Genomic DNA, 26800 nt, shown 5'->3' on the forward strand with positions numbered 1-26800 from the left:
TTGAACACGCATGGCGAAAACAGCGAAAAAGGCGAAGCTCGACCGGAACGGCCTGACCGTTCTCGGCCTCGAAAAACTGATCGGGATCGTGCTCGACGAAGCCGGTCTCAATCCGTCCTTCAAGAAGCGTCTGAACGCGGCCCTGGCCGGCGTCGGCGGTGGTGCGGCCGTGGGGAAACTGATCGACACCCGCTTGGCCGCGCTCGAAAAATCCCGCACGCGCATCCGCTGGCAGAAGGAAAAGGCGTTCGGCAACGATCTCGAGAGCATCTCTGCCAGCATCGTCAAGGAATTTGGCGCGGTCGATCCGGCGATGGCGCTTGAGAGGCTGATCCGCTTTGTCCTCGGTTATGAGGGTATCGCCGAGCGCGTCAATGACTCGAGCGGACGCATTGCCGGAATTTACGCGCAGGCTTGTGACGCCGCGGCGCTGCTGGCTGCTGCGGCACCCGCGGAACAACGGGTGCGGATCCCCTCTCTCCTGAACTCCGGGCTGGAGGGTACGGATTATTATGGTTTCAAGACACTGCTGGCCGTGAAGATTGCGCCGGTGCTTCCGCCGGATATCCTGAAAGCATGGGACCAGACTCTCGCGAAAGTCATGACTATTCCCGCCGGCACGACCATTTTGCCCGCGGTAGTGCATGTGCGCCGGGCCATCGCCGAGGCATGCGGCGACATCGGAGCCCATGTGGCAATCGAGGAGGCCTTGCCAGCCACCCTGCAGGAGCCGATTATACTTGCGGAAAAACTGTTGGCCGCAGGCCGTCACGCCGATGCGCTAACCTGGGTTCGCAAGCCCCGCAAGGCCCGTGTCGGCTTTGTCCGCCGCGTCGATCTTTTGAGTGGCGCTCTCACAGCCCCGCCGGATCGGGACAAGCTGGAAGCAGCGATCCTTGATGGCCTGAAGGATCGACCTGCCGCCCAGGCCTTGCGCTGGAAGGCTTTCGAGCAGCGGCTCGATGTTGCGATGCTGCGGGAATATATCGACAAGGCAGGCGATTTCGAGGAATTCGAGGCGCTGGACAAGGCTTTTGCTTTTGTGGATCGCCACAAGGACCTGCTTGCGGCCCTGTATTTCTATCTGTCCTGGCCAAGGCTCGATCTGGCTGCCCGCTACGTGCTGGATCATGGCGGCCGCTGGAAGAACGAGTTCGGCGATATGCTCCCGCAGGCTGCCGAAGCGCTTCAAGATCAATACCCTGCCGCCGCAACCGTCCTCTATCGCACGCTTGTCGATCAGATCGTTGGCGGAGGGCTGCTGAGCGCCTACGGCGATGCCGCAGCTTATTTTACGACGTTGTCGACACTGGCGGCCCGCCCAGGCGGCAACGAGGGGTTGATGCCGCATGCGGCCTATGTTGCCGCATTGCGGGAAAAGCACGGCCGCAGATACGGTTTCTGGGAAAAGGTCCCTGCGGAGCTTTACCGCTCCCAGTAAGGTTGCTGCCCGTAGAGTTCCGCCAGGAAGTCGATGAACAGGCGGGTCTTGGCGGGCAAAAACTGGCGGCTTGGATAAAGCGCCGAGACGATGAGGTTCCGTGAGCCCTCAAACGCTGGCAATATCTGCACCAGTCGCCCCGATTTCAATTCGCCGCCGATATCCCAGGTCGAGCGCAACGCGATGCCCGCCCCCGAGAGAACGGCCTCGCGCACTACCTCCGAGGAGTTGGTGATCAGCCGGCCCTGCGGTTTGTAGATCAGCAGCCCGTCCGGGCTTTCAAGCTTCCATGTATCGTTGTTGTGCGGCCGCAGGCAGATATGGTTGTTGAGATCATCAATGCTCGACGGTTCGCCATGGCGCTCAATGTAACCGGGTGACGCGCAGAGAATGCGGCGCACTGGCGCCAGCTTTCGCGCTACAAGGCTCGAATCGCTGAGTTCGCCGATACGGATCGCCAGATCGAAGCCTTCGGCAACAATGTCGCTGAATTCATCCGAGAGGACAATGTTCACGGAAAGGTCGTGGTGGACATCCATGAATCGCGAGAGGTGCGGCGCGATATGCATGCGGCCGAAGGACGTTGGGGCCGTCAGCCGTAGCATGCCTTGTGCTTGCGCCGACCGGCCCGCAACGAATGCCTCGGCATCCTCGATACCGGCGAGGATGCCGAGCACCCGGTCGTGGAAACCCTGGCCCGCTTCTGTCAGGGAGATCTGGCGCGTCGTGCGTTGAAACAGGCGCGTGCCGAGCCGGTCTTCCAACCGTTTGATCCGCTTGGAAATGACGGCCGGCGAAAAACCGAGTGCCCGTCCGGCCGCCGACATGCTGCCAGTGGACACCACTCGACTGAAGATCTCGAGATCCCCCAGATTCGTCATCAATCCCCTCCATTGTTGCATAAAAAGAACAAGTGTTTAGCATTTGCTCCAGCAGGATGTAAGTGGTAAAGAAAAGATACCACTTGATCGGGATAGGGAGTCCAAGATGCCGGAGACGATTGCCTTTCTGGCGCCGAAGCAGAATGTCCTTGCCCGCCGCGACGCGGTCGTCGAAGATCTTGCCGAGTTGCTGCCACCCGGCTGCCTGATCAGCGACGAACGCGGCCTCGTTCCATTCGAGACGGATGCCTTCATCGCCTATCGGCAGGTGCCGCTGGCCGTCGCTCTGCCGCAGACCACGGCGCAGGTGGCGGCGGTCCTCAAATATTGCAGTCGCTACGGCATTCCTGTCGTGCCGCGCGGGGCAGGGACATCGCTCTGTGGCGGCGCCATCCCGCAATCCGACGCGGTGGTGATCGGTCTGTCGAAAATGTCGCGCATTCTCGACCTCGACTACGCCAACCGGACGGCGACGGTGCAGGCGGGTGTGACCAATCTCAATATTTCCGAAGCGGTAACCGCCGAGGGCTTCTTCTACGCGCCGGACCCGAGTTCGCAGCTCGCCTGCACGATCGGCGGCAATATCGGCATGAATTCCGGCGGCGCGCACTGTCTGAAATATGGCGTAACGACCAACAATCTGCTTGGCGTGACGATGGTGCTGTTCGACGGCACGGTCATCGAGCTGGGCGGCAAGGCGCTCGATGCAGCGGGTTACGATCTGCTTGGCCTCGTCTGCGGCTCCGAGGGACAATTGGGCATCGTCACAGAGGCGACGGTTCGGCTGCTTGCCAAGCCGGAGGGCGCGCGCCCGGTTCTGTTCGGCTTTCCCTCCTCCGAGGAGGCCGGGGCCTGCGTAGCCGAGATCATCGGCTCCGGCATCATCCCGGTGGCCATCGAGTTCATGGACAAGCCCGCCATCGACATCTGCGAGGCCTTCGCCAAGGCCGGCTATCCCATGGATGTCGAGGCGCTTTTGATCGTCGAGGTCGAGGGATCGGAGGCGGAGATGGATGCGATGCTGGCTGGTATCATCGAGATCGCTCGCCGCCACGGGGTGTCGGCCATCAGGGAATGCCAATCGGCAACCGAAGCGGCTGCCATCTGGAAGGGCCGGAAATCGGCCTTCGGGGCCACGGGCCGGATCGCCGACTATATCTGCATGGACGGCACGGTGCCGCTCAGCCAGCTGTCCCACGTGCTGAAGAAAACCGCCGAGATCATCGACAGCTACGGCTTGCGCGTCGCCAATGTATTCCATGCCGGCGACGGCAACATGCATCCGTTGATCCTCTACAACATCAACGACCCCGAGGATGCCGCGCGGGCGGAAGCGGCCGGCAATGACATTTTGAGGCTCTGCGTCGATGTCGGCGGCTGCCTCACCGGCGAGCATGGTGTCGGCATCGAAAAACGCGACCTGATGCGCCACCAGTTCAGCCAGGCCGATCTCGACCAACAGATGGCGGCGCGGGCCGCTTTCGATCCGCAATGGATCATGAACCCGTCCAAGGTCTTTCCGCTCGAGGGGCGCCCCGCGGCATGATCCCGATCTTCGAACCCGAAACCGAAGCGGAAGCCGCCAGCATCATTGCGACGGTTGCCAGAAACGGCCTGACGTTGACGCTTCAGGGTGGGGGTACCCGCTCGGGCCTCGGGAACCCGGTTCAGGCCGACCGTGTCCTGTCGGCCCGCAAACTCTCGGGCATCGTCTCCTACGTCCCGGCTGAAATGACCATGACGGCAAAAGCCGGCACGCCGATGGCCGAGATCGAGGCCGCGCTCTCCGAAAACCGCCAGATGCTGGCTTTCGAGCCGATAGACCACCGGGGGATCATGGGGACGCCAGGCGAGCCCACCATTGGTGGCGTGTTCGCCACCAATGCGTCTGGCCCGCGCCGGATCACGGCCGGAGCGGCGCGCGACCATCTGCTCGGCATCCGCTTCGTCAATGGTGCGGGCGAGATCATCAGATCGGGCGGCAAGGTGATGAAGAACGTCACCGGGCTCGATCTCGTCAAGCTGCTCTGCGGCGCGCATGGTACGCTGGGGCTGTTGACCGAGGTTACCTTCAAGGTTTTGCCCCTGCCGCCGGCTGCGGCGACGCTCGCTCTTTCCGGATTGGACGACGCGGAAGCGTCCAAGGTGATGGCCAGCGCCATGGCGCTGCCGGTGGAAGTTTGCGGCGCTGCGCATCTTCCGGAAAGTGTCCGGTCCCGCTTCCTCGACGGCGCTTTGCCGGATGGCCCGGCAACGGTCCTGCGCATCGAGGGCCTTGCCGCCTCGGTCGATGTCCGCAGCGAAAAACTCCGTGCCGCCTTTGCCGCGAACGGTCGCATCACGACGCTCGATCATGATGCGACGACGCGGCTCTGGCGCGAGATCCGCGACATCAGGCCCTATGCCGACGCAACGGAGAAGCCGCTCTGGCGCGTCTCGGTCGCGCCGTCTGCCGGACACCGGCTTGTCGCTGCGCTGCGCCTGGAGGCGGGCGTCGATGCCTTCTACGATTGGCAGGGCGGTCTTGTCTGGCTGCGCATGGAGGCGGACCCGGAGGCCGATCTCATTCGTCGCTATATCAAGCATCTTGGTGGAGGCCACGCAACACTGATGCGGGCGCCCGAAACTCTGCGCCCCCTCACGCCGGCCTTTGAACCGCAGGCTCCGGCCATCGCCGCCCTTTCGGAGCGGGTGCGGCAAAAATTCGATGCGAAGCGGATTTTCAATCCGGGGAAGATGGGATGAGCATGCCGGACGTTACCCCCCTCTGTTACGTCGTGACATTTCCCCCTCAAGGGGAGAGATCGGCCGCAAGCTTTGTGCCGAGGGGGAAAAGAATGATCTCCCCCCTTGAGGGGGAGATGTCCCAAAGGGACAGAGGGGGGGAACGCGCCGCAATCTCCCAAGGTCCCTTCTGATGCAAACCAATTTCACCCCCGCCCAGCTTGCCGATCCGCATGTCGCCCAATCCGAGGCGATCTTGCGCAAATGCGTGCATTGCGGCTTCTGCACCGCGACCTGTCCCACCTATGTGACGCTCGGTAACGAACTCGACAGTCCGCGCGGCCGAATTTATCTCATCAAGGACATGCTGGAAAACGGCCGGGCGGCGGACAAGGAGGTCGTCACCCATATCGATCGCTGTCTCTCCTGCCTTGCCTGCACGACAACCTGTCCCTCCGGCGTCGATTATATGCATCTGATCGATCATGCCCGGGTCCATATCGAAAACACCTATACGCGGCCGCTGAAGGACCGGCTGGTGCGCGCCGTCTTGGCAGCCGTCCTGCCGTATCCCGGCCGGTTCCGTCTGGCGCTTAAGGCAGCGCAGCTCGGCCGTCCGCTCGCCGGGCTGATGAAGCGGGTGCCTTTCCTGAAGACATTCGGCGTGATGCTGGATCTGGCGCCGCGCCGTCTGCCGGTCCCGTCCGCCGCGTCAGCGGCAGGCACGCGCGAGGCTCAGGCAGAGAAGCGCGGCCGCGTTGCCCTTCTCACCGGCTGCGCCCAGCCCGTGCTGAACCCCGGGATCAACGAGGCGACGATCCGGCTTCTGACGCGGCTCGGCGTCGAGGTCGTCATGCCGCAAGGCGAGGGCTGCTGCGGCGCGCTGGTTCACCATATGGGGCGGGAAGAACACGCCCTTGCCGCCGCCCGCCGCAATGTCGATGTCTGGATCGAGGCGGCCGACGAGGGCGGGCTGGATGCGATCGTCATCACCGCGTCGGGCTGCGGCACGACGATCAAGGACTATGGCCACATGCTGCGGCTCGATCCCGAATATGCGGACAAGGCGGCGCGCGTCTCGGCACTGGCAAAGGACATCACCGAGTATTTGTCCGGCCTGGACCTGCCCCGGCAGGAAGCCAAGGGCCTTACGGTTGCCTACCACTCGGCCTGCTCGATGCAGCACGGCCAGAAGATCACGCTTGCGCCGAAGCTGCTTTTAAAAGGGGCCGGTTTCACTGTTCGCGATCCGGCTGAAGGACATTTGTGCTGCGGCTCGGCCGGCACCTACAACATCCTGCAGCCGGAGATTTCGGCGACGCTGAAAGCCCGCAAGGTGAAGAACATCGAGGCGACGAAAGCCGACATCATCGCCACCGGCAATATCGGCTGCATCACCCAGATCGCGACCGGGACTGCAATCCCAATCCTGCACACCGTCGAACTGCTGGACTGGGCCTATGGCGGAGACCGTCCGGCTGCATTATCCTCGTTGCGGAGCGCGTCTATCAACGGGGGGTGACGACATGAAACGGTTCCTGCTTGCCGCCGGGCTTTGTGTTGTCTGGAGTTCCAGCGCTTTCGCAACCGGCGGATTTTCCTGCTCGATCGACGATGAAGTCCTGAAGCTTGATGTCGAAAGCAGCTTCAGCCACGGCCTCGGCGAGGCGCTACTCAACCCGTCAGGCACGGTGGAAATCCGTGACCCCTTCGCGAGTGAGAGGTTGCGTCGCATTGCCATCGATAAAAGCCGTTTGCCGCATCACTGGCTCTACGGCAAGGAACTGAAACTCAGGATTTACGCGGAAACCGAGGAGGGCCCCTTTTCGTCCCTCGATCTGGCGATCGAAACGGTGAGCGAGGGGGACGAGGAAACGGGCTACAGCGGGACCTATCGCATGGTCCTTTACCGTGCCGAACCGTTGCCGGGATCGACGGAGCAGCAGATCGAAAAAACCGGACGCGCCAGTTGCTCCGCCGGGTAAATCACACATCGGCCCGCGCATGTCCGTCACGGGGGCCGATGCCGTTGAATAGAACTCAGCCGCCAAAAATCGTGCGGAAGATATCGACGCCGCGGTCGTCGTAAGAGATGTCGCCCTGCTTGTTGCCGGGGCCGATGACGACGACCTTGGTGCCGATCGAGGCGCGCTCGTAGAGATGCTCGACATCCTTGTTCATCATGCGGATACAGCCGGACGACATGTTCTGGCCGATCGTCCAGGGCTGGTTGGTGCCGTGTATGCGGAAGATCGTGTCGCGGCCGCCCTTGAAGAGATACATGGCGCGCGCCCCGAGCGGATTGTCGATGCCGCCTTCCTGCACGGCCGGCAGAATATGGCCCTTCTTGGCTTCACGGACGCGCATTTCAGCCGGCGGCGTCCAGCTTGGCCATTCCGCCTTGCGGCCGACCTTTACCACGCCCGACCAGCCGAAGCCTTCACGGCCGACGCCGATGCCGTAGCGGGTCGCCCGGTTCGGGCCATCGATATAATAGAGAAACCGGTTGTTGGTATCGACGATGATCGTGCCCGGCGCTTCGTTCGTCTTGAACCGGACCTTGGTGCGCCAGTATTTTTGCGGCGGCTTTTTCTGCTGCGTCGAAGCCAGCGTTACATCGGAACGCGATACCGAATTTTCGGTTTTCCCCGGCATGAACGCCGATGCGCCGGTGGCGCCAAACAGAACAGCGGCCACCAATCCGGCCGCGGCCAAGCTCTTGAACGCATATTTGATCATGGAATCCCTCTCCAGTCTTCAGCTGCGAAACGCTATTCGATATCGCGCGCCGCGCAAGTGTCTGACAGACCGGATAGGGCAAATGTGATGCGATCGGCTGTTCCGGAGGGAACCCATGTTGCCGAAAGGCCACGAATACGACCTCCCGGCAGGTAAGTACTGACTTAGATCACGACGACCTTCGTGCCAATCTTCACGCGTTCGTACAGATCCGTCACGTCCTGGTTGCGCATGCGGATGCAGCCGGAGGAAACCGCGTAGCCAATGCTCCAGGGCGCGTTCGTGCCGTGGATGCGGTAGAGCGTCGAGCCGAGATACATCGCGCGTGCACCGAGCGGATTGCCCTCGCCGCCCTCCATGCTGACGGGCAGGTAATGACCCTTGGCGGCTTCCCGCGCCCGCATTTCCGAAGGCGGGGTCCAGGTCGGCCATTCGGCCTTGCGGGTGACCTTGTGAACGCCGGCCCATTCGAAGCCCGGCTTGCCGACGCCGACGCCATAGCGGCGGGCCTCGCCGTTGCCTGTCACCAGATAGAGGAAGCGGTTGTTGGTGTCGATGACGATCGTTCCCGCCTTCTCCTTGGTGTCGTAGGCGACCGTCTGCGGCAGGAACTGTGGCGCGATCTGCCGCTCCACCGGCTTTTGCGCCCGTGTCATGGCGACGGGTTGGGCCACGGCAACGCCGGAACGTCTGGCCTGGCCGAACAGATATTGTTTTCGGGTGGCGCGCTGCGTCTGGACTTTGACAGGACGCTGCTGCCGGTAGACGACCCGGTCCGGACGACCGCCGAGCTGGGTTACCCAGGGGGCGGTGAGATCGGGGCTGATCACAACCGGTGGCCGGTTCTGATAACGGTCCTGCGCCTGCGAAAGGCTGGTGAAGGCAAGCAACAGGGATGTGGCAAGGATAAGGGTTTTTTTCATCATCGGACGGACTCGCATACCTTTCGCCGGAACGGTGTCATAGCTCTGCCATCCACCCGGGCGAGCGGGTGGTCGTGGCGGTTTTCGAAGCCAAAAAGCTTGGCGGGATGAAAACGATGGTGGCACCGGGGGGAAAGAGAATGGTAAATGGCGCTTCATCAAACGGCATTCGAGCCGGTAAAGCTTTGGGTAGGGTTATCGTCGGCTTTAGGACTATGGTTGGCAAATGGTAAAATGGAAAACAGCGGGGACACCGGCGTGACGGCAAAGGGCATCATTACGGGCGCGGACGGGCTTGGCCGTTGCGCCTGGCATGGCAATCTTGAGGACTACCAGCGCTATCACGACGAGGAATGGGGCCTTCCGATGGCGGATGACATCCGGCTTTTCGAGAAGATTTGCCTTGAAGGCTTTCAGTCCGGCCTGTCCTGGCTGACGATCCTGAGAAAGCGCGAAGCCTTTCGCGCCGCCTTTGCGGGCTTCGATTTCGACGTGGTGGCAACCTTCGGCGACGACGATATTGCTCGCTGTCTTGCCGATGCCGGTATCGTCAGGCACCGCGGCAAGATCGTTTCCACCATCAACAATGCGAAACGGGCGCAGGAGATGAAAGCGGAATTCGGCTCGCTCGCCCGCTATTTCTGGAGCCACGAGCCCGGCGGCAATGAGCGGCCGCAGGTGGTGACTTACGAGACGATTGCCGCCAATCCGACGACTCCGACCTCCGTCATGATCTCCAAGGACCTGAAAAAACGCGGCTGGACCTTCGTCGGCCCGACCACGGTCTACGCCTTCATGCAGGCCATGGGCCTGGTCAACGACCATATGGAGGGCTGCGTCTGCCGGGAAAAGATCGAGGCAATGCGCGCCGCCTTCATCCGGCCTTGAAGCCTGCTAGTGAACCGGCGGGATCGGGGTTGGCCGGTTGTTGAAATAGAGAAGCGCGCCGCCGAAGATCACCAGCAGGGCGCCGATGACAAGCCATTCCCGGTTGTCGGACATCGCCATGCCCGAAATGATGTTGGCGCCTTGCAGCATCCACAGCCCGCCGAGCAGGATGACGACGATGCCGGCTATATTCTTGAAGATCTTCATGACGTCCTCCACGCACGAGCCGAAATTATGATCCGGTCGCGGCCTGTGGTCAACAAGGCTTGTCAGGCAGTCTTCATGAAGCGTCCGATGCAGACGCCGGAGGCAAGCCCCGGCGTCGCGTAAGGCTGAAAGATCAGCCGCCGTTTTCGGCAAGCCAAGCCTTCATGGTTTTAATTTCCGCCTCCTGAGCGGAAATGACCTCTTCGGCGAGCTTGCGAAGTTGGGCGTCCTTGCCGAACTCCAGCTCGATCTTCGCCATGTCGATAGCCCCCTGATGATGGGCGATCATGCCGCGCACGAAATCCATATCGGCATTGCCGGTATAGGCGATGTCCATGGCCCCGTGCATTTTGGCGTTGGCCGCGGCAAAGGCCTTGCTGGAGGGACCTCTATCGCCTTTCGGTTCGGCCGACATCGCGCCCTGGTTCATCGTGCCATGATCCATCGCGTCATGGTTCATTTCCTGGGCCGATGCGGGCAGGGTGAAGCTGGCGGCCAGAATTGCGGCGGCCGTGATCGTTCTCAGAGACATGATGTTCTCTCTTTCGTTTCAGATTGAATTGGTATGCAGACATTGTCCGCGTTCATCACGAAAGAACGGGTTTGGGCGGCGGAAACAGCGGCTTCAGCAGGGTTGCCTGCAGCGGCTTCTGCAGGCGCGGTAGGACGGCGAGGCGCAGTGGGCTGCCGGGGACCGGTGCTTCCATCGAGGTCTCGATGGCGAAACAGGCGGCACAGAGAGAGGGGTGCACGGCATGCGTCCTGCATTCCTTCGCGCGGCAGCCATCATCGTCGCTGGTTGCGCCCCGCGCATGGTCATGGCTCGCCGCGTGCATCGCGAGGCCCAGATCCTGCACCCGGGCAAGGGAAACCGTCCAGCCGCTGAGGATGGCGCAGAAGAGAGCAAGGGCGAAAACGGCGATGCGCATGGAATGAAGATAAGCAGCCACACGGCCGATGAAAAGACCGCCGTGCTGTTTCTCTCGCAAAGGCTGGCTGGCCACCGGCCGCCACCGCGCAAAGGCTTGCCGCCATGGCCCTGATCGGCTAGGGAAAGCCCCAATTCCCTGACATATCGACGCTGAAAGTGCGCATCCTCATGAACGATAAAAAGAAGAAGCCCCAGAAGCTCAAGGCCCGCCTGCCGCGCGGTTTCGTCGATCGTTCCGCAGCCGACATCCGCGCCGTCGATGAGATGACCGCCAAGATCCGCGAAGTCTACGAACGCTACGGCTTCGATCCCGTCGAGACGCCGCTGTTCGAATATACCGACGCGCTCGGCAAATTCCTGCCCGACAGCGACCGCCCCAACGAAGGCGTCTTTTCGCTGCAGGACGACGACGAGCAGTGGATGAGCGCCCGCTACGACCTGACAGCCCCACTTGCCCGCCATGTCGCCGAAAACTTCAACGATATCCAGCTGCCCTACCGCACCTATCGCGCCGGCTACGTCTTCCGCAACGAAAAACCCGGCCCCGGCCGCTTCCGCCAATTCATGCAGTTCGACGCCGACACGGTCGGCGCCGCCGGCGTCCAGGCCGACGCCGAAATGTGCATGATGATGGCGGATACGATGGAAGCGCTTGGTATCAAGCGCGGGGATTATGTGATCCGGGTGAACAACCGGAAGGTTCTGGATGGGGTGCTGGAGGCGATCGGGCTTGGCGGGGAGGAGAATGCTGGACGACGGCTGAGTGTTTTGAGAGCTATCGACAAGTTGGATAAGTTTGGTTTCGAAGGTGTTAGGAAGCTCCTAGGCAGAGGTAGAGAAGATGATTCTGGGGCTTTCACGAAGGGTGCAGAGCTAAGTGAGGATAAGATAGACCTGATCGCGAACTTTGTTCGTTCGGGTGATCGTTTCGAGCGACAGAAGAGAATTGCAGAGCTAGTTGCGGCAATGGAAAGCGGTACTGAAGAGCTAAAGTCCTTGATCAGTCAGTGGGCCGACGCGCCGGCTGAAATCGTTCGCGAGAAGTCCGGTCTAAGTGATGATCAAATTCGTGAACTCTTCGCGTACCTCGGAACAGGGCCAGGAATTGTCCAACCCGGCGTCGTTGATAGGCCGCGTTGGTCCGATGATCTGACCTTGCGCGCGACATTTCCGGATAAACAATATGATTTGAGAATCGACAATCTGAAAACCATTGAATTGATGCGAATTAGACTGCCTAAGAACTCAACGATTGAGGCCGGTCTTGATGAGCTTGCAAATATAGCAAGGCTTACCGAATCAGGCGGCTATGGCTCGGGAAGAATACTCATCGACCCCTCTGTTGTCCGAGGACTCGAATATTACACCGGCCCTGTATATGAGGCTGAACTTCAGTTCCCCGTCACCAACGAAAAAGGCGAGAAGGTCGTCTTCGGCTCGGTCGGCGGCGGCGGGCGTTATGATGGTCTGGTCTCCCGCTTCATGGGCCAGCCGGTTCCCGCCACGGGCTTTTCCATCGGCGTCTCCCGCCTGATGACGGCGTTGAAGAATCTCGGCAAGCTCGGCATGGACGAGGTCATCGCCCCGGTCGTCGTCTGCGTCATGGACCGCGATATCGACAGCCTCGGCAAGTACCAGCAGTTCACGCAGACCCTGCGGCACGCCGGCATTCGCGCCGAAATGTACCAGGGCAACAAGAAGAATTTCGGCGATCAGTTGAAATATGCCGATCGTCGCGGCGCGCCGCTGGCCATCATCCAGGGCGGCGACGAGCGCGGGCAGGGCGTCGTCCAGATCAAGGACCTGATCGAGGGCAAGCGCCTGTCGGGCGAGATCGAGGACAACGCGGCATGGCGCGAAGCGCGGGTCGCCCAGGTCTCCGTGCCGGAAGCCGACCTGGTGGCCAAGGTCCGCGAGATGCTGGACGCGCAGGACGAGGATCGGAAGCGGGCGAGGCGGGGCGTTTGAATTTGAGGCGCGCTTCCCCCCCTCTGTCAGCGGTGCTGACATCTCCCCCTCAAGGGGGGAGATCGTTCTTTTCCCTTGCCTGCTTGTTGGTGCGGCAGGCTATGATGACACGGCTGATCTCCCCCCTTGAGGGGGAGATGTCCCGGAGGGACAGAGGGGGGGAAGTCTCCGCATATTCCGAAGTGTGCCGTCCATGCCTCTGATCAACCTCCCACCCTTCGCCGCCGAACTTCTCGCCCACTTCGAGCGCCTGGGAACGCTGCGCGTCGATACCCCGGTCATCCAGCCGGCCGAGCCCTTTCTCGACATGGCCGGCGAGGATCTGCGCCGGCGGATCTTCATGACTGAGAGCGAGACGGGCAAGAGCCTTTGCCTGCGGCCGGAATTCACCATTCCCGTCTGCTTGCGCCATATCGAGACGGCGACCGGCACACCGCAGCGCTACTCCTATCTCGGTGAAGTATTCCGCCAGCGCCGCGAGGGGGCGAACGAATTCTATCAGGCCGGGATCGAGGATCTGGGCGAGACCGACGTGGCGAGCGCCGATGCGCGGGTCATTGGCGACGCCATCGCGATACTGACGGCACGGCTGCCGGGCCGGAGCCTCAAGGTGACGCTCGGCGACCAGTCGGTCTTCGAGGCGGTCGTCGCCGCCTGCGGCCTGCCCGCCGGCTGGCAGAAGCGCCTGATCCACGCCTTCGGCAATCCCCAACAGATCGATGCCCTGCTGACGCGGCTCTCTAACCCGCAGCCGGTGACGGGACTCGACCCCGAGATCGAAGCGCTGCTGACCTCCGGCAACGAGACGGCGCTGGTTGCCCATCTCGACGAGACGATGCAGGCGACGGGCTATTCCACGAATGCAAGCCGCAGCCCGAGGGAAATCGCAGCACGCCTGAAGGAAAAGCGGGCGCTGGAAAAGACCGCGCTGGATGGCAGGACCCTCGATATCCTCAAGCAATTCCTGTCGCTGAACGTGCCCCTGGCGCATGCCCCGGCCGCACTGTTCGCCTTTGCCGAAAAGTCCGGCCTCTCGCTTGACGGCGCCCTGTCGCGGTTCGACGCGCGGGTGGCGGCGCTTGCCAATGCTGGCGTCGAACCTTCGCTGCTCAGCTACCGCGCCGCCTTCGGCCGGCCGCTCGATTATTACACCGGCCTCGTTTTTGAAATCGTCATAGACGGCTCAGCCGCCGTTCTGGCCGGTGGCGGCCGCTTCGATCGGCTGATGACGCTGCTGGGCGCCCGGGAACGCATTCCCGCCGTCGGCTTTGCCCTCTGGCTCGACCGCATCGAACAGGCGCTGGCCTCTCAGGAAGGGCAGATTTCTCGATGACCATCACCATCGCACTGCCCTCCAAGGGCCGGATGAAGGAAGACGCGTCTGCGATCTTAAAAAAGGCAGGACTGAAGATCGTCGCCGTCGGCAATGAGCGCTCCTATCGGGGACGGGTCGAGGGCATGGACGATGTCGAGATCGCCTTCCTCTCGGCCTCGGAAATCTCCCGCGAAATTGGCAACGGCTCGATCGATTTCGGCGTCACCGGCGAGGACCTGATCCGCGAAGGTCTGGCCGAGGCCGATCAGCGCGTCGAATTCTGCGCCCGGCTCGGCTTCGGTCATGCCGACGTCGTCGTCGCGGTTCCGGAAATCTGGCTCGATGTCGAGACCATGGCCGATCTTGGCGACGTCGCCGCCGATTTTCGCGCCCGCCATGGGCGCCGGTTGGCAATCGCCACGAAATACTGGCGGCTGACCCAGCAGTTCTTCTCCTCCCAGCACGGCATCCAACTTTATCGCATCGTCGAAAGCCTTGGCGCAACGGAAGGGGCGCCGGCCTCCGGTTCTGCCGATATCATCGTCGACATTACCTCTACCGGCTCGACGTTGAAGGCCAACCACCTGAAGATCCTGTCGGACGGGATCATTCTGCGGTCGCAGGCCTGTCTCGTCCGTGCCCGCAAGGTGGAGCATGAGAACGATCCGGCAGTGACGCGCATTGTCGAGGCTATCAGCCGCGTCTGCTGATATCGGTGCCAAATGCGTGACGCCGCGTCAATGAAGCAACCGGTACGTCCGGCCGGCGCCAAGCCGGTAGGCGCCGCGCGACAGGAATGCCGTCAGGGCACACAACAGCCAGGCGAGGCCGAAGCCGATTGCAGCCCAGGTCATGCCGGGAAGGCTCACCGGAACCGCGGGAATGAAATCCCGCCAGGTGTTCTCCAGGATCGCCGGGTCCGCATCCTTTATCAGGATGAAGGGTTTGTAGATCGGAGAGGCGGCTTCCAGGGCCTGTTGCTGACCCTCCAGGTTTTGAAAGCGCGTCAGCGTCTGCCGCATCGAAACACCCTGATCCTTCAGGAACGGCTCGGCCGACGCCGCGTAAAGACCAAGGGCCGTCTCCCGGTCGATGGCGTTCCGGTTCGCCTCGCGATCGAAATTCTCCACGATGACGCGCAGTTCGTCCATCGCCCCGCCAATCCGCTGGCGGTATTGCTGGGTCAGTTCCGGCGCCTGCGACATGACGATCGCACCGAAAATGCCGCTGCCCAGAGTGATCAACCTGCTGATTGGCCCCATTGCCGTCCCCGCAAAAAACGTCCAGTGCAGGCTCTAACGGCCGGCAGGGGCGAAAAGTTCGATTTGTACAATCAACAGGCGTTGTGACCCGGTGTTAGCGAAAACGAAAAGTTCATTTGACCCTTCGCGCGGTCTGATATTTTTGTCCGGCGTTTCATATATAGGGCGTCCCACCCTCAGGAGTTCCCATGGCCGACCTCAGTGCATTCCCGATTACCACCCGCTGGCCCGCTCAAAATCCGGATATTATTCAGCTCTATTCGCTGCCGACGCCGAATGGCGTGAAGATTTCCATAGCCTTGGAAGAACTCGGCCTTGCCTATGAGCCGCATTTGGTTTCCTTCGGCACCAACGACCAGAAATCGCCGGAATTCGTGTCGCTGAACCCGAATGGCCGCATTCCGGCGATCATCGATCCCAACGGCCCGGATGGCAAGCCGATCGGCCTGTTCGAATCCGGCGCGATCCTCGTCTATCTCGCCGAAAAGACCGGCAAGCTCCTTCCGGCCGATGCCGCCGGGCGCTACGAGACACTGGCCTGGGTGATGTTCCAGATGGGCGGCGTGGGTCCGATGTTCGGCCAGTTCGGTCATTTCTTCAAATTCGCGGCCGACAAGGTTGCCAATAATTCCTATCCGATGGAACGCTACCGGGACGAGTCCAAGCGCCTGCTCGGCGTTCTGGAAGAACGACTGAACGGGCGCCAGTGGCTGATGGGCGACGACTATACAATTGCCGACATCGCCACCTATCCGTGGATAGAAGGCGCCCGCAAATTCTATGGTGGCGCCGAGGTGCTGGACTATTCGAGCTTCCCCAATGTCATGGCCTGGGTGGACAGGGCCCTTGCCCGCCCGGCGGTGCAGAAGGGCATGGACATTCCCAAGCGCGATTGATCCCCTCATGATCGCAGCCCGCCCGAGTTGACGACACTCTGGCGGGCGGCTACCTCTCGGCAAAACAGGTGTCGGGGGACAGTGAAATGGCAGGTAGACTTGTTGTCGCGGGCGGTGGTCAGGCCGCCTTTGCTGTGGTTTCGAAGCTGCGCGCCTTGAAGGACGACCGGCCGGTGACGATCGTGGCAGCCGAAGCAAGCCTGCCGTACCAGCGCCCGCCGCTGTCCAAGAAATACCTGCTGCGCGAGATGGATCTGGACCGGCTGCTGTATCGTCCGGCGAGCTGGTACACGGATAACGCGGTCGATGTGCGCCTGTCCACGCGCGTGACCGGCATCGACCGCGATGCCAGGTGCGTCGCGCTCAGCGATGGTTCAAGGCTTCCTTATGACGTGCTGGCGCTTGCCACCGGCTCGACCCCTCGGCGTCTGCCGGCCAGCATCGGTGGCGATCTCGGCGGCGTCTTCGTCGTCCGCGATTTTGCCGATGCCGATCTTCTGGCGGAAGAACTGCAGCCTGGCCGTCATGCTCTTATCATCGGCGGGGGTTATATCGGGCTTGAGGCCGCCGCGGTGGCGCGATCAAGCGGCCTCGATGTCACGGTTATCGAAATGGCGGACCGTATCCTGCAGCGGGTCGCATCCGCCGCAACGTCCGATATCGTGCGGTCGATTCACCAGGATCGCGGCGTCGATATCCGGGAAGGCACCGGCTTGATCCGGCTTCTTGGCACTGAAGGCCGTGTCACGGCGGCGGAATTGACGAACGGATCGACCATTCCCGTCGATCTGGTCATTGTCGGCATCGGTGTCACGTCGAACGACGCGATCGCCGCGCAAGCCGGCCTCGAAGTCGGCAATGGCATCGTGGTCGATGATTTTGGCCGCACCTCCGATCCCGACATCTACGCCATGGGCGATTGCGCGCTGCTGCCCTGGAAGGACATGCGCATCAGGCTCGAATCCGTGCAGAATGCCGTCGATCAGGCCGAGGCCGTTGCAGCGCTGCTGGCGGGAGGCACGGAGCCCTACAGGCCGAAACCCTGGTTCTGGTCGGACCAGTACGACGTCAAGCTGCAAATTGCCGGCTTCGGCCTCGGTCACGACGAGACCATTGTGCGCACAGGCCAGCGCGCAGGCAGCGTCTCCGTCTGGTATTTCGCAAGCGGCCGCTTCATCGCCGTCGATGCAATCAACGATGCCAAGGCCTATGTGACCGGAAAGAAACTGCTGGACCTCGGCCTGACGCCGGATCGCGCCGTTCTCGAAAATCAGGATGCGGACCTCAAGACGCTGTTGCCGTAAAGGCGACCGGTACAGGACGGAAGATCGCTTTTCTCCGGTTGTTCCCGTTAGCAAACAAAAAGGGCGGACCTCGCGGCCCGCCTCTTTCGTCCGGTTACCCGGAATGCTGTATAGTCGTCCTTCAGTAATAAGGCGGAAGCCTTATTACATCATGCCGCCCATTCCGCCCATTCCGCCCATGTCCGGCATGCCGCCGCCGCCGGCGGAGTCCTTCTTTGGGGCTTCGGCAATCATGGCTTCGGTCGTGATGAGCAGCGAAGCAACCGAAGCTGCGTTCTGCAGGGCCGTGCGAACGACCTTGACCGGATCGACGATACCCATGGCGATCATGTCGCCATATTCGCCGGTCTGGGCGTTGTAGCCGAAGTTGTCGGTGCCGCTTTCGAGGATCTTGCCGACGATGATCGAACCTTCATCGCCTGCGTTTTCAGCGATCTGGCGAACCAGCGACTGAAGCGACTTGCGGATGATGTTGATACCGGCGTTCTGATCGTCGTTGGCGCCCTTGATGTCGAGGACGACGGAAGCGCGCAGCAGGGCAGTACCACCGCCTGGAACAATACCTTCCTGAACGGCAGCGCGCGTTGCGTTGAGCGCGTCGTCGATGCGGTCCTTCTTTTCCTTGACTTCGATTTCAGTTGCACCGCCGACGCGGATGACGGCAACGCCGCCAGCGAGCTTGGCAAGACGTTCCTGCAGCTTCTCGCGATCGTAGTCGGACGTGGTTTCTTCGATCTGGCCCTTGATCTGGGCAACGCGGCCTTCGATCTCGTTCTTGGCGCCGGCGCCATCAACGATGGTGGTGTTTTCCTTGGAAATCGAAACCTTCTTCGCACGGCCGAGCATTTCGAGCGTGACGTTTTCCAGCTTGATGCCGATATCTTCGGAAATGACCTGGCCACCGGTGAGGACAGCGATGTCTTCGAGCATGGCCTTGCGGCGATCGCCGAAGCCCGGAGCCTTGACGGCAGCGATTTTCAGGCCGCCACGCAGCTTGTTGACGACGAGCGTTGCAAGAGCTTCGCCTTCGACGTCTTCCGAGATGATCAGGAGCGGCTTGCCGGTCTGAACGACGGCTTCCAGAACCGGAAGCATCGCCTGCAGGTTGGAAAGCTTCTTCTCATGGAGAAGGATGTAAGCATCTTCCAGTTCGGCAACCATCTTTTCAGGGTTGGTCACGAAGTAAGGGCTGAGGTAGCCGCGGTCGAACTGCATGCCTTCGACGACTTCGAGTTCGGTTTCGGCGGTCTTGGCTTCTTCAACCGTGATGACGCCTTCATTGCCGACCTTCTGCATCGCTTCAGCGATGTACTGGCCGATTTCCTTTTCGCCATTGGCGGAGATCGTGCCGACCTGGGCCACTTCTTCCGAAGTGTTGATCTTCTTTGCCTTGGCAACGAGGTCCTTGACGACGGCCGAAACAGCGAGGTCGATGCCGCGCTTCAGGTCCATCGGGTTCATGCCGGCTGCAACGGCCTTGCCGCCTTCGCGAACGATGGCCTGGGCGAGAACGGTAGCAGTGGTCGTGCCGTCACCGGCGATGTCGTTGGTCTTCGAAGCAACTTCGCGGACCATCTGTGCGCCCATGTTTTCGAACTTGTCTTCGAGTTCGATTTCCTTGGCGACGGAAACGCCGTCCTTGGTGATGCGCGGTGCGCCGAAGGACTTGTCGATGATGACGTTGCGACCCTTCGGGCCGAGCGTGACCTTGACTGCGTCTGCGAGGATGTCGACGCCGCGCAGCATCTTTTCGCGCGCGGTGCGGCCGAACTTAATTTCTTTGGCTGCCATGTTAAAAACTCCCGGGCTGATGCCCAATTGGTTTTCTGGAATTGAGGATGAAAGTCAGCGGCTCAAATCAGCCGATAACGCCCATGATGTCGGCTTCCTTCATGATCAGAAGGTCTTCGCCGTTGAGCTTGACTTCGGTGCCCGACCACTTGCCGAACAGGATGCGGTCGCCAGCCTTGACGTCGAGCGCAATGAGGGCGCCCTTGTCGTCACGTGTGCCGGTACCGACAGCGACGATTTCGCCTTCCTGCGGCTTTTCCTTTGCGGTGTCAGGAATGATGATGCCGCCCTTGGTCTTGGCTTCAGCCTCGATACGGCGAACGACGACGCGGTCGTGCAGGGGGCGGAAATTGGTGCTTGTCATTGTCTAATCCCTCGATCAAATGACTTACGGATCGTCAGATGCGACCCGATGGATGGATGTTAGCACTCATTGATCACGAGTGCTAGCGGCTTGGAGATAAGGGTGGAGCAAGCCCGAGTCAAGAACCGTGCCGTCAAAAATCTTTTGCGTAACGCGGGTACTGGAGAGGCATGCACATCGCGCGAGAACAAGACCTCAATAAGGCGCCGCCACACCCATCCCTTTCCGAGGCCACCCGCGTCTGGGCGCGGGTCGGGTGTCTGAGCTTCGGCGGACCGGCCGGGCAAATCGCGCTGATGCACCGCGAACTGGTGGATGAGAGGCGCTGGATTTCCGAGAGCCGTTTCCTGCATGCACTGAATTTCTGCATGCTGCTGCCGGGACCGGAGGCCCAGCAACTTGCCACCTATATCGGCTGGTTGCTGCACGGTGCCCGCGGCGGCATTGTCGCTGGCCTGTTGTTCATTCTGCCGGGATTCGTCGTTATTCTCGGCCTCTCCTGCACCTACGCGCTGTTCCAGCAGGCCGATTGGCTGGCGAGCCTGTTCTTCGGGTTGAAGGCAGCGGTGCTGGCAATTGTTATCGAGGCGGTCATCCGCGTCGGCCGTCGGGCGTTGAAGACAAGCTTTGCATGCCTCATTGCCGCTCTTGCGTTTGCCGCGCTGTTCTTCTTCGATCTGCCATTTCCGCTTGTCGTGCTTTCGGCCGGCATCGCCGGATACACGGCTGCACGTCTTGAGCCGCAAACCGGCGAAAAAGCCATGGCCGCCGCCGCGCGACAGGCGCTTTCCGACAGGCCGTCCGTCATCGACGGCAGCCTTCCGGATATTGCCTCGAGCTGGAACCGGACGTTCCGGGTTCTCGCCCTATGGCTGAGCCTGTGGATCGCCCCCTTTATCCTCATCGGCGGGGTGCTGGGCTTCGACAATGTTTATACCGCCATTGGCCTGTTCTTTTCCAAGATGGCGGTGGTGACTTTCGGCGGAGCCTATGCAGTGCTGGCCTATGTCGCCCAGCAGGCGGTCGATACCTACCACTGGCTGAAACCCGGCGAAATGCTCGATGGCCTTGCCCTTGCCGAAACGACACCCGGACCGCTTGTGCTCGTTCTCTCCTTTGTCGGATTCATGGCGGCCTTCCGTGCCCCTTCCGGCCTTGATCCGCTCCTGTCCGGCATGCTCGGTGCGACGCTGGCCACCTGGGTTACCTTTGTGCCCTGCTTCCTGTGGATTCTCCTCGGTGCGCCCTATGTCGAGACACTGCGCAACAACAGGGCGCTGTCGGGCGCGCTGGCGGCGATCTCGGCTGCGGTCACCGGGGTCATTCTCAATCTGGCCCTCTGGTTCGGGCTGCACGTTCTTTTTACGCAGGTGGATCGATATGCTGGCGGGCCGCTGTCGATGCCGCTTCCCGTCTGGCAGACCTTCCAGTGGACAGCTCTTTTCCTGTCAGTTCTGGCGTCCCTGTTGCTGCTTCTGTTCAAGCGCGGCGTCGTCACGACGCTTGCCGTCTGTGCCGGAGCCGGCTGGATGACGATGCACTTGTAGGCGCTTCGGCATTGTTCCGCCTCGAATCCTTGGGATTCGAGCCCATTTCCCCGATAAAGCCTTGTCTTTTCCGTGCTTGCCTGCGATGTCACCCCGATCATTTTCTCTGCGGGAAAGCCAGCATGGCCGTTCGGATCAACAGTTTTCGCGACATCGCCAGCCGCTACGATGTTGTCCTGTGCGATGTCTGGGGCGTGCTGCACAACGGTGTCGCGGCCTTCAAGGGTGCCTGCGAGGCTTTGACCGAGGCCCGCGCCAAGGGGCTCACCGTTGTTCTCATCACCAATTCCCCGCGACCGCATCCCGGCGTCATCACCCAGATCCGCGGTCTTGGCGTGCCGGATACGGCCTATGACCGCATCATCACTTCCGGCGACGTGACGCGGGCCCTGATCTCCGCCGGCCCCAGGAAGGTCTATTTCATCGGTGCAGACCGCGATCTGCCCCTGCTCGAAGGCCTCGGCGTCGGGATGGTATCGTCCGAGGATGCGGAGATTATCGTCTGCGCCGGGTTCTTCGACGACGAAACGGAGACTGCGGAAGATTACCGTGCGACCCTGTCCGGCCTGGCAAAGCGCAAGATCCCGTTCATCTGCGCCAACCCGGACCTGGTCGTTGAGCGCGGCCACCGGCTCATCCCCTGCGCTGGAGCCATCGCCAAGGTCTACGAGGAGCTGGGCGGCGAAACCCGCATTTCCGGAAAGCCGCATGTGCCGATGTATCGCGCCTCGTTGACGGAGGCGAAAGCCATTCGTGGCAAGCTCGACCTTAGCCGGGTGATCGCGATCGGCGACGGCATGCCGACGGACGTCAAGGGCGCGCAGGATTTCGGGCTGGATGTCCTTTATATCAGTGCCGGTATCCATGCCCTGGAATATATGACCGGCGAAAAGACCGATGAAACGAAGCTGGCGGCATTCCTGAAAAGCGAAGGCGCGACGCCGAAATGGTGGATGCCGCGCCTCGCATGACTGGATTGCACCATGAGCGCCGGGACAGAGTGACGGGTTTGACGACATGACGGTTTTTCATCGCAACGAGACCCGCCAGCCTCTGCCGGATGCCTTGCGGGGCGGCGTCATCGCCATCGGCAATTTCGACGGCGTGCATCGCGGCCACCAGTCGGTGCTGAGCCGGGCACTCGACGAGGCGCAGGCGCGTGGCGTTCCGGCCCTTGTCCTGACCTTCGAGCCCCATCCGCGCTCGGTGTTCCGTCCGGATCAACCTGTTTTTCGCCTCACGCCCGCGCCGCTCAAGGCGCGCCTTCTCGAAGGCATGGGCTTTTCCGCGGTCATCGAATATCCGTTCGACCGAACCTTTTCGGAGATTACCGCCAGCGACTTCATCCGCACGGTTCTGATGGAATGGCTGCATGCCAGCCATGTCGTCACCGGGTTCGATTTCCATTTCGGCAAGGGCAGGGAGGGTGGCCCGGCCTTTCTGATGGCGGCCGGCGGCGAAAACGGCTTCGGCGTGACGCTGGTCGACGCCTTCCGCGACGAGAATGCCTCGGTGATTTCCTCCAGCCATATCCGAGCGATGCTGGCTTCGGGGGATGTCGTCGGCGCAGCCGGCCTGCTTGGCTACCGCTATACGGTGGCGGCGGAGGTGATCGGCGGCAAGAAGCTGGGACGCACGCTGGGCTATCCCACGGCCAATATGCGGCTCCCGCCGGAGGTGGAACTGCGAAACGGAATTTACGCCGTGCGTTTCCGCAGGCCGGATGGCAGTCTTTACGATGCGGTCGCGAGTTTCGGTAAACGGCCGACGGTCACCAGCAATGGCGAGGCATTGCTCGAAACCTTCCTTTTCGATTTTTCCGGCGATCTCTATGGTGAGGTCTCTTCCGTTTCCTTCTTCGGCCACCTGCGCGATGAGTTGAAATTCGATGGGCTGGAATCGCTGGTGGTGCAGATGAAGCAGGATGACGCAGAGGCGCGCGCCCTGCTGGCCGGCGTGCGGCCGCTGGGTGAGATCGACCGGCAGATTGCGTTCTAGCAGCGTTCGGTTTACGCCGGTGCCAAGGCTGGCATCTGGTGTCGGCATATTCAAAAGAGATCAGGACAGAAAACCATGGCCAACCCACCGCGTCGCCCCATCAGTCCCATGGATGCGGCCGAAGCCCTGTTCAAACCGGTCAAGAAGCAGGCTGCCCCGGCACTCGAAAGACGCGCTCTGCCGGAGACAAAGGAACTCGTCTCCCTCAAGATCGACAGCGCCGTGATCGAATATTTCCAGAAAGACGGCCCCGGCTGGCAGGACCGCATCAACGACGCTTTGCGCGCGGCGATGATGGCTGACGGAGAGAGGTAGCGGACGCTGTCCCAGTCAGGCAGCCTCTTCCTTTTCACCGGAAAACGTCCTACACACGGGCCGCCATGACCCGATATCGTCGATTGATGATAGATCCGCGAATTATTGGCCCGGCCTTCTGAGCGCACCGATGCCGCCGGAAGGTCCGGGTTTTCGGCGTTGCCTGAAGCGCCATGCTATTCCTTCATAGAATTCCCGTTCGCATGCGCGGCCAGACGCGCCAGAGACGATTGCAGAAGCCATGACCGATACTGTTGAAAAGCTCGATTATTCCAAGACGCTCTACCTTCCCGAAACCGAATTTCCGATGCGCGCCGGACTGCCGCAGAAGGAGCCGGAAATGGCCAGGAAGTGGAAGGACATGGAGCTTTACAGACAACTCCGCGCCTCCGCATCTGGCCGTGAAAAGTTCGTGCTGCATGACGGCCCGCCCTATGCCAACGGCAACATCCATATCGGCCATGCGCTGAACAAGGTGCTGAAGGACGTCATCACGCGCTCGTTCCAGATGCGCGGATACGACGCCAATTACGTGCCCGGCTGGGATTGCCACGGCCTGCCGATCGAATGGAAGATCGAGGAAGCCTACCGCGCCAAGGGCAAGGACAAGAACGAGGTCCCGATCAACGAATTCCGCAGGGAATGCCGTGACTTTGCGCAAGGATGGATCGACATCCAGTCGGAAGAATTCCGCCGTCTCGGCATCGAGGGCGATTTCGAGCGTCCCTACACGACGATGAACTTCCACTCTGAGGCGCGCATTGCCGGTGAACTTTTGAAGATCGCCATGAGCGGCCAGCTCTATCGCGGCTCCAAGCCGATCATGTGGAGCGTGGTGGAGCGCACGGCGCTGGCGGAAGCCGAGGTGGAATATGCCGAGGTCGAGAGCGACACGATCTGGGTGAAGTTTCCGGTGAAAGCCGTAGAGGGGGCGGCAAAAGCAGAATGGCTTTCCGATACGGGTAAAGTTCCCGTCGTAAATTCGCTAAATGAACTTCAAGCAGCGGCCGTTGTCATTTGGACGACCACTCCTTGGACGATTCCTGGCAATCGTGCGATCTCCTTCTCTTCCCGCATTGAATATGGCCTCTACGAAGTTACCGAAGCGGTGAACGAATTTGGCCCCCAGCCGGGTGAAAGGTTGATCTTCGCGAAGCGTCTAGCGGAGGACTGCGCGACGAAGGCGAAGGTAAAGCTCAGCCTGATCAGTGATGTTTCAGGTAAAGAGCTTGCCGCCATCACCTGCGCCCACCCACTCGCCGCCCTCGGTTACGACTTTACCGTCCCCCTCCTCGACGGCGATCACGTCACCGACGATGCCGGCACCGGCTTTGTGCACACCGCCCCCTCCCACGGCCGGGACGACTTCGAGATCTGGATGGCGAACGCTCGTGCCCTAGAAGCCCGCGGAATCTCCTCCAAGATTCCGTTCCCCGTCGATGACGCCGGCTTCTACACCGAGGACGCGCCTGGCTTTGGCCCGTCGGCGGAGGGCGGCGCCGCGCGCGTGCTCGACGACAACGGTAAGAAGGGCGACGCCAACAAGCGCGTGATGGATGCGCTGATCGCCGCCGGCAACCTGTTTGCCCGTGGTCGCATCAAGCACGAGTACCCGCATTCCTGGCGCTCCAAGAAGCCGGTCATCTTCCGCAATACGCCGCAATGGTTCGTCTATATGGACAAGGAACTGGGCGACGGCACGACGCTGCGCTCTCGCGCCCTATCGGCCATCGACGACACGCGTTTCGTGCCCGCTGCCGGGCAGAACCGCCTGCGGGCGATGATCGAGCAGCGTCCGGACTGGGTGCTGTCGCGCCAGCGTGCCTGGGGGGTGCCGATCTGCGTCTTCGCCGATGCCGAGGGAAATGTTTTGAAGGATGATGAGGTCAACGCCCGCATCCTCGAAGCCTTCGAGAAGGAAGGGGCGGACGCCTGGTTCGCCGCTGGTGCCAAAGAGCGGTTCCTCGGCAATGCGCATGACGCCGAAAAATGGCAGATGGTCACCGACATTCTCGACGTCTGGTTCGATTCAGGCTCCACCCATGTGTTCACGCTGGAGGATCGTCCCGACCTGAAATGGCCGGCCGACGTCTATCTGGAAGGCTCGGACCAGCATCGCGGCTGGTTCCATTCCTCGCTTCTGGAAAGCTGCGCCACCCGCGGCCGCGCGCCCTACAACGCCGTCGTCACCCATGGTTTCATCATGGATGAGAAGGGCGAGAAGATGTCGAAGTCGAAGGGCAACGTCACCGCCCCGCAGACAATCATGAACGACGCCGGCGCCGATATCCTGCGCCTGTGGGTGATGTCGTCGGACTATGCGGAAGACCTGCGCGTCGGCAAGACGATCATCCAGACCAATATCGACGCCTACAGAAAGATCCGCAACACGATCCGCTGGATGCTCGGCACGCTCGCCCACGACAAGGGTGACGACATCGCCTATGCCGACCTGCCGGAACTCGAAAAGCTGATGCTGCACAGGCTGTTCGAACTCGACCAGCTGCTGCGCAAGGCCTATGACGACTTCGACTTCAAGCGGATCACCCGCGCCTTGACGGATTTCGCCAATGTCGAGTTGTCGGCCTTCTATTTCGATATCCGCAAGGACACGCTGTATTGCGACGCGCCGTCGAGCCTGAAGCGCCGTTCGGCCTTGTTCGTCATCCGCAAGCTGTTCGACAGCCTCGTGCTCTGGTTCGCGCCGATGATGCCGTTCACCACGGAAGAGGCCTGGCTGTCGCGCGATCCGTCCGCGACATCCGTGCATCTGGAGCAGTTCCCGGAGATCCCGGCGGAATGGTCGAACGGGGCGCTGGCCGACAAATGGAAGAAGGTCCGCACCGTCCGCCGCGCCGTCACAGGCGCGCTTGAACTCGAACGCAAGGACAAGCGCATCGGCTCGTCGCTGGAGGCTGCCCCCGTCGTGCATATCGCTGACGCCGATCTGCTGGCCTCCCTGGAGGGTCTGGACCTTGCCGAAATCTCCATCACGTCGGATATCACGGTGGTGGCGGGAGAGGGGCCGGCGGATGCTTTCCGCCTGGAGGACGGCACGAAGGTGGCCGTCGAACAGAAGCTGGCAGAGGGCGTCAAATGCGCCCGCTCTTGGCGGATCACGACCGATGTCGGCTCCGATCCGGCGTTTCCGGATGTCTCGGCCCGCGATGCGGCAGCGCTTCGCGAACTCGGCTTTGCTTCTTAAGGGATTGTTTACCGGGTGAATTGCTCTTTTGCCGCTCATCCGGTAAAACCTGCCTGAAAATCGGCGGATTTATCCGCCAAGGCGCAGCAATGCCGCCTAGA

General features: G+C 61.5%; 25 protein-coding genes. 16 read left to right on the forward strand and 9 right to left on the reverse strand.

Annotated elements, in window-relative coordinates; genetic code table 11:
- Nucleotides 1–10: 10 nt before the first annotated feature.
- The gene (locus tag PY308_RS05805) at nt 11–1441 is read left to right on the forward strand and encodes a DUF6880 family protein (protein WP_275789165.1); all 1431 of its coding nucleotides are present in this window, start codon (nt 11–13) and stop codon (nt 1439–1441) included.
- On the opposite strand, the gene PY308_RS05810 is transcribed toward PY308_RS05805, so the two are convergent.
- Nucleotides 1426–2322: a LysR family transcriptional regulator gene (locus PY308_RS05810; RefSeq protein ID WP_275789167.1), complete on the reverse strand. Its 897-nt coding sequence runs from the start codon at nt 2320–2322 to the stop codon at nt 1426–1428. The two genes, PY308_RS05805 and PY308_RS05810, sit on opposite strands and share 16 nt — an antisense overlap.
- A gap of 106 nt (nt 2323–2428) precedes the next feature.
- On the opposite strand from PY308_RS05810, the gene PY308_RS05815 reads away from it, so the two are divergent.
- The 4 genes from PY308_RS05815 (at nt 2429) to PY308_RS05830 (ending at nt 7031) form a co-directional block, all read left to right on the forward strand.
- Nucleotides 2429–3868, forward strand: coding sequence for an FAD-binding oxidoreductase (locus tag PY308_RS05815; RefSeq protein ID WP_275789169.1), 1440 nt, complete (start codon nt 2429–2431; stop codon nt 3866–3868).
- Nucleotides 3865–5067 carry an FAD-binding protein gene (locus PY308_RS05820; RefSeq protein ID WP_275789171.1) on the forward strand — a complete coding sequence of 401 codons (1203 nt, stop codon included), beginning with the start codon at nt 3865–3867 and terminating at the stop codon, nt 5065–5067. The genes PY308_RS05815 and PY308_RS05820 overlap by 4 nt, the downstream gene beginning before the upstream one ends.
- A 172-nt stretch (nt 5068–5239) precedes the next feature.
- On the forward strand, nt 5240–6568 hold the full coding sequence (gene glcF / locus PY308_RS05825) for a glycolate oxidase subunit GlcF (RefSeq protein WP_275789173.1): 1329 nt from the start codon (nt 5240–5242) through the stop codon (nt 6566–6568).
- 4 nt (nt 6569–6572) lie between these two features.
- Nucleotides 6573–7031: a hypothetical protein gene (locus tag PY308_RS05830; RefSeq protein ID WP_275789174.1), complete on the forward strand. Its 459-nt coding sequence runs from the start codon at nt 6573–6575 to the stop codon at nt 7029–7031.
- A 55-nt stretch (nt 7032–7086) separates the two neighbouring features.
- Here PY308_RS05830 and PY308_RS05835 read toward each other — a convergent pair whose 3' ends face one another.
- Both PY308_RS05835 and PY308_RS05840 read right to left on the reverse strand, forming a co-directional pair.
- A complete protein-coding gene (locus tag PY308_RS05835) occupies nt 7087–7782 on the reverse strand; it encodes a L,D-transpeptidase (protein ID WP_434064242.1) in 696 nt (231 codons plus the stop codon).
- A 167-nt stretch (nt 7783–7949) separates the two neighbouring features.
- Nucleotides 7950–8711: a L,D-transpeptidase gene (locus PY308_RS05840; RefSeq protein WP_275789177.1), complete on the reverse strand. Its 762-nt coding sequence runs from the start codon at nt 8709–8711 to the stop codon at nt 7950–7952.
- A 255-nt stretch (nt 8712–8966) separates the two neighbouring features.
- Here PY308_RS05840 and PY308_RS05845 point away from each other — a divergent pair, with 255 nt between their 5' ends.
- The gene (locus PY308_RS05845; RefSeq protein ID WP_275791029.1) at nt 8967–9596 is read left to right on the forward strand and encodes a DNA-3-methyladenine glycosylase I; all 630 of its coding nucleotides are present in this window, start codon (nt 8967–8969) and stop codon (nt 9594–9596) included.
- A 6-nt stretch (nt 9597–9602) separates the two neighbouring features.
- On the opposite strand, the gene PY308_RS05850 is transcribed toward PY308_RS05845, so the two are convergent.
- The 3 genes from PY308_RS05850 to PY308_RS05860 all read right to left on the reverse strand — a co-directional run bounded on the left by PY308_RS05850 (nt 9603) and on the right by PY308_RS05860 (nt 10807).
- Nucleotides 9603–9803 carry a hypothetical protein gene (locus PY308_RS05850; protein WP_275789179.1) on the reverse strand — a complete coding sequence of 67 codons (201 nt, stop codon included), beginning with the start codon at nt 9801–9803 and terminating at the stop codon, nt 9603–9605.
- Between the two features lie 133 nt (nt 9804–9936).
- On the reverse strand, nt 9937–10335 hold the full coding sequence (copM, locus tag PY308_RS05855) for a CopM family metallochaperone (protein ID WP_275789180.1): 399 nt from the start codon (nt 10333–10335) through the stop codon (nt 9937–9939).
- A gap of 55 nt (nt 10336–10390) precedes the next feature.
- A complete protein-coding gene (locus tag PY308_RS05860; protein WP_275789182.1) occupies nt 10391–10807 on the reverse strand; it encodes a hypothetical protein in 417 nt (138 codons plus the stop codon).
- 95 nt (nt 10808–10902) lie between these two features.
- On the opposite strand from PY308_RS05860, the gene PY308_RS05865 reads away from it, so the two are divergent.
- The 3 genes from PY308_RS05865 (at nt 10903) to hisG (ending at nt 14727) form a co-directional block, all read left to right on the forward strand.
- Complete coding sequence (locus PY308_RS05865) at nt 10903–12702, forward strand: histidine--tRNA ligase (protein ID WP_275789184.1); 1800 nt, start codon at nt 10903–10905, stop codon at nt 12700–12702.
- 193 nt (nt 12703–12895) lie between these two features.
- The gene (locus PY308_RS05870; RefSeq protein WP_275789186.1) at nt 12896–14035 is read left to right on the forward strand and encodes an ATP phosphoribosyltransferase regulatory subunit; all 1140 of its coding nucleotides are present in this window, start codon (nt 12896–12898) and stop codon (nt 14033–14035) included.
- Nucleotides 14032–14727, forward strand: a complete 696-nt coding sequence (gene hisG / locus PY308_RS05875; RefSeq protein ID WP_275789187.1) for an ATP phosphoribosyltransferase — start codon at nt 14032–14034, stop codon at nt 14725–14727. The genes PY308_RS05870 and hisG overlap by 4 nt, the downstream gene beginning before the upstream one ends.
- 27 nt (nt 14728–14754) lie before the next feature.
- Here hisG and PY308_RS05880 read toward each other — a convergent pair whose 3' ends face one another.
- On the reverse strand, nt 14755–15279 hold the full coding sequence (locus PY308_RS05880) for a DUF2937 family protein (RefSeq protein WP_275789189.1): 525 nt from the start codon (nt 15277–15279) through the stop codon (nt 14755–14757).
- A gap of 188 nt (nt 15280–15467) precedes the next feature.
- Between PY308_RS05880 and PY308_RS05885 the strand changes: the two genes are divergently transcribed.
- A complete protein-coding gene (locus tag PY308_RS05885; protein ID WP_275789191.1) occupies nt 15468–16175 on the forward strand; it encodes a glutathione binding-like protein in 708 nt (235 codons plus the stop codon).
- 86 nt (nt 16176–16261) lie between these two features.
- On the forward strand, nt 16262–17479 hold the full coding sequence (locus tag PY308_RS05890; RefSeq protein WP_275789192.1) for an NAD(P)/FAD-dependent oxidoreductase: 1218 nt from the start codon (nt 16262–16264) through the stop codon (nt 17477–17479).
- A gap of 144 nt (nt 17480–17623) precedes the next feature.
- On the opposite strand, the gene groL is transcribed toward PY308_RS05890, so the two are convergent.
- Both groL and groES read right to left on the reverse strand, forming a co-directional pair.
- Nucleotides 17624–19270, reverse strand: a complete 1647-nt coding sequence (gene groL, locus PY308_RS05895; protein WP_275789193.1) for a chaperonin GroEL — start codon at nt 19268–19270, stop codon at nt 17624–17626.
- A 67-nt stretch (nt 19271–19337) separates the two neighbouring features.
- Nucleotides 19338–19634, reverse strand: a complete 297-nt coding sequence (groES, locus tag PY308_RS05900; RefSeq protein WP_275789194.1) for a co-chaperone GroES — start codon at nt 19632–19634, stop codon at nt 19338–19340.
- A gap of 170 nt (nt 19635–19804) precedes the next feature.
- Between groES and chrA the strand changes: the two genes are divergently transcribed.
- The 5 genes from chrA (at nt 19805) to ileS (ending at nt 26699) form a co-directional block, all read left to right on the forward strand.
- A complete protein-coding gene (gene chrA, locus PY308_RS05905; protein WP_275789196.1) occupies nt 19805–21181 on the forward strand; it encodes a chromate efflux transporter in 1377 nt (458 codons plus the stop codon).
- Nucleotides 21182–21303: 122 nt separating this feature from the next.
- On the forward strand, nt 21304–22152 hold the full coding sequence (locus PY308_RS05910; protein WP_275789198.1) for a TIGR01459 family HAD-type hydrolase: 849 nt from the start codon (nt 21304–21306) through the stop codon (nt 22150–22152).
- 46 nt (nt 22153–22198) lie between these two features.
- A complete protein-coding gene (locus PY308_RS05915; RefSeq protein ID WP_275789200.1) occupies nt 22199–23179 on the forward strand; it encodes a bifunctional riboflavin kinase/FAD synthetase in 981 nt (326 codons plus the stop codon).
- A gap of 75 nt (nt 23180–23254) precedes the next feature.
- The gene (locus PY308_RS05920) at nt 23255–23494 is read left to right on the forward strand and encodes a BrnA antitoxin family protein (RefSeq protein ID WP_275789202.1); all 240 of its coding nucleotides are present in this window, start codon (nt 23255–23257) and stop codon (nt 23492–23494) included.
- Between the two features lie 241 nt (nt 23495–23735).
- On the forward strand, nt 23736–26699 hold the full coding sequence (gene ileS, locus PY308_RS05925) for an isoleucine--tRNA ligase (RefSeq protein WP_275789204.1): 2964 nt from the start codon (nt 23736–23738) through the stop codon (nt 26697–26699).
- Nucleotides 26700–26800: the final 101 nt, after the last annotated feature.

It is taken from the genome of Pararhizobium gei (assembly GCF_029223885.1).
In the GTDB taxonomy this organism is placed as follows: domain Bacteria; phylum Pseudomonadota; class Alphaproteobacteria; order Rhizobiales; family Rhizobiaceae; genus Pararhizobium; species Pararhizobium gei.

What these genes read in the sequence shown, in the direction of transcription:
- copM (WP_275789180.1), bottom strand. Translation starts at nt 10,335, where the DNA reads ATGTCTCTGAGAACGATCACGGCCGCCGCAATTCTGGCCGCCAGCTTC.
- PY308_RS05870 (WP_275789186.1), top strand. Translation starts at nt 12,896, where the DNA reads ATGCCTCTGATCAACCTCCCACCCTTCGCCGCCGAACTTCTCGCCCAC.
- groL (WP_275789193.1), bottom strand. Translation starts at nt 19,270, where the DNA reads ATGGCAGCCAAAGAAATTAAGTTCGGCCGCACCGCGCGCGAAAAGATG.
- chrA (WP_275789196.1), top strand. Translation starts at nt 19,805, where the DNA reads ATGCACATCGCGCGAGAACAAGACCTCAATAAGGCGCCGCCACACCCA.
- PY308_RS05885 (WP_275789191.1), top strand. Translation starts at nt 15,468, where the DNA reads ATGGCCGACCTCAGTGCATTCCCGATTACCACCCGCTGGCCCGCTCAA.
- PY308_RS05820 (WP_275789171.1), top strand. Translation starts at nt 3,865, where the DNA reads ATGATCCCGATCTTCGAACCCGAAACCGAAGCGGAAGCCGCCAGCATC.
- hisG (WP_275789187.1), top strand. Translation starts at nt 14,032, where the DNA reads ATGACCATCACCATCGCACTGCCCTCCAAGGGCCGGATGAAGGAAGAC.
- PY308_RS05805 (WP_275789165.1), top strand. Translation starts at nt 11, where the DNA reads ATGGCGAAAACAGCGAAAAAGGCGAAGCTCGACCGGAACGGCCTGACC.
- PY308_RS05915 (WP_275789200.1), top strand. Translation starts at nt 22,199, where the DNA reads ATGACGGTTTTTCATCGCAACGAGACCCGCCAGCCTCTGCCGGATGCC.
- PY308_RS05815 (WP_275789169.1), top strand. Translation starts at nt 2,429, where the DNA reads ATGCCGGAGACGATTGCCTTTCTGGCGCCGAAGCAGAATGTCCTTGCC.
- PY308_RS05880 (WP_275789189.1), bottom strand. Translation starts at nt 15,279, where the DNA reads ATGGGGCCAATCAGCAGGTTGATCACTCTGGGCAGCGGCATTTTCGGT.
- groES (WP_275789194.1), bottom strand. Translation starts at nt 19,634, where the DNA reads ATGACAAGCACCAATTTCCGCCCCCTGCACGACCGCGTCGTCGTTCGC.
- PY308_RS05890 (WP_275789192.1), top strand. Translation starts at nt 16,262, where the DNA reads ATGGCAGGTAGACTTGTTGTCGCGGGCGGTGGTCAGGCCGCCTTTGCT.
- PY308_RS05910 (WP_275789198.1), top strand. Translation starts at nt 21,304, where the DNA reads ATGGCCGTTCGGATCAACAGTTTTCGCGACATCGCCAGCCGCTACGAT.
- PY308_RS05840 (WP_275789177.1), bottom strand. Translation starts at nt 8,711, where the DNA reads ATGATGAAAAAAACCCTTATCCTTGCCACATCCCTGTTGCTTGCCTTC.
- glcF (WP_275789173.1), top strand. Translation starts at nt 5,240, where the DNA reads ATGCAAACCAATTTCACCCCCGCCCAGCTTGCCGATCCGCATGTCGCC.
- PY308_RS05865 (WP_275789184.1), top strand. Translation starts at nt 10,903, where the DNA reads ATGAACGATAAAAAGAAGAAGCCCCAGAAGCTCAAGGCCCGCCTGCCG.
- PY308_RS05810 (WP_275789167.1), bottom strand. Translation starts at nt 2,322, where the DNA reads ATGACGAATCTGGGGGATCTCGAGATCTTCAGTCGAGTGGTGTCCACT.
- PY308_RS05830 (WP_275789174.1), top strand. Translation starts at nt 6,573, where the DNA reads ATGAAACGGTTCCTGCTTGCCGCCGGGCTTTGTGTTGTCTGGAGTTCC.
- PY308_RS05850 (WP_275789179.1), bottom strand. Translation starts at nt 9,803, where the DNA reads ATGAAGATCTTCAAGAATATAGCCGGCATCGTCGTCATCCTGCTCGGC.
- PY308_RS05920 (WP_275789202.1), top strand. Translation starts at nt 23,255, where the DNA reads ATGGCCAACCCACCGCGTCGCCCCATCAGTCCCATGGATGCGGCCGAA.
- ileS (WP_275789204.1), top strand. Translation starts at nt 23,736, where the DNA reads ATGACCGATACTGTTGAAAAGCTCGATTATTCCAAGACGCTCTACCTT.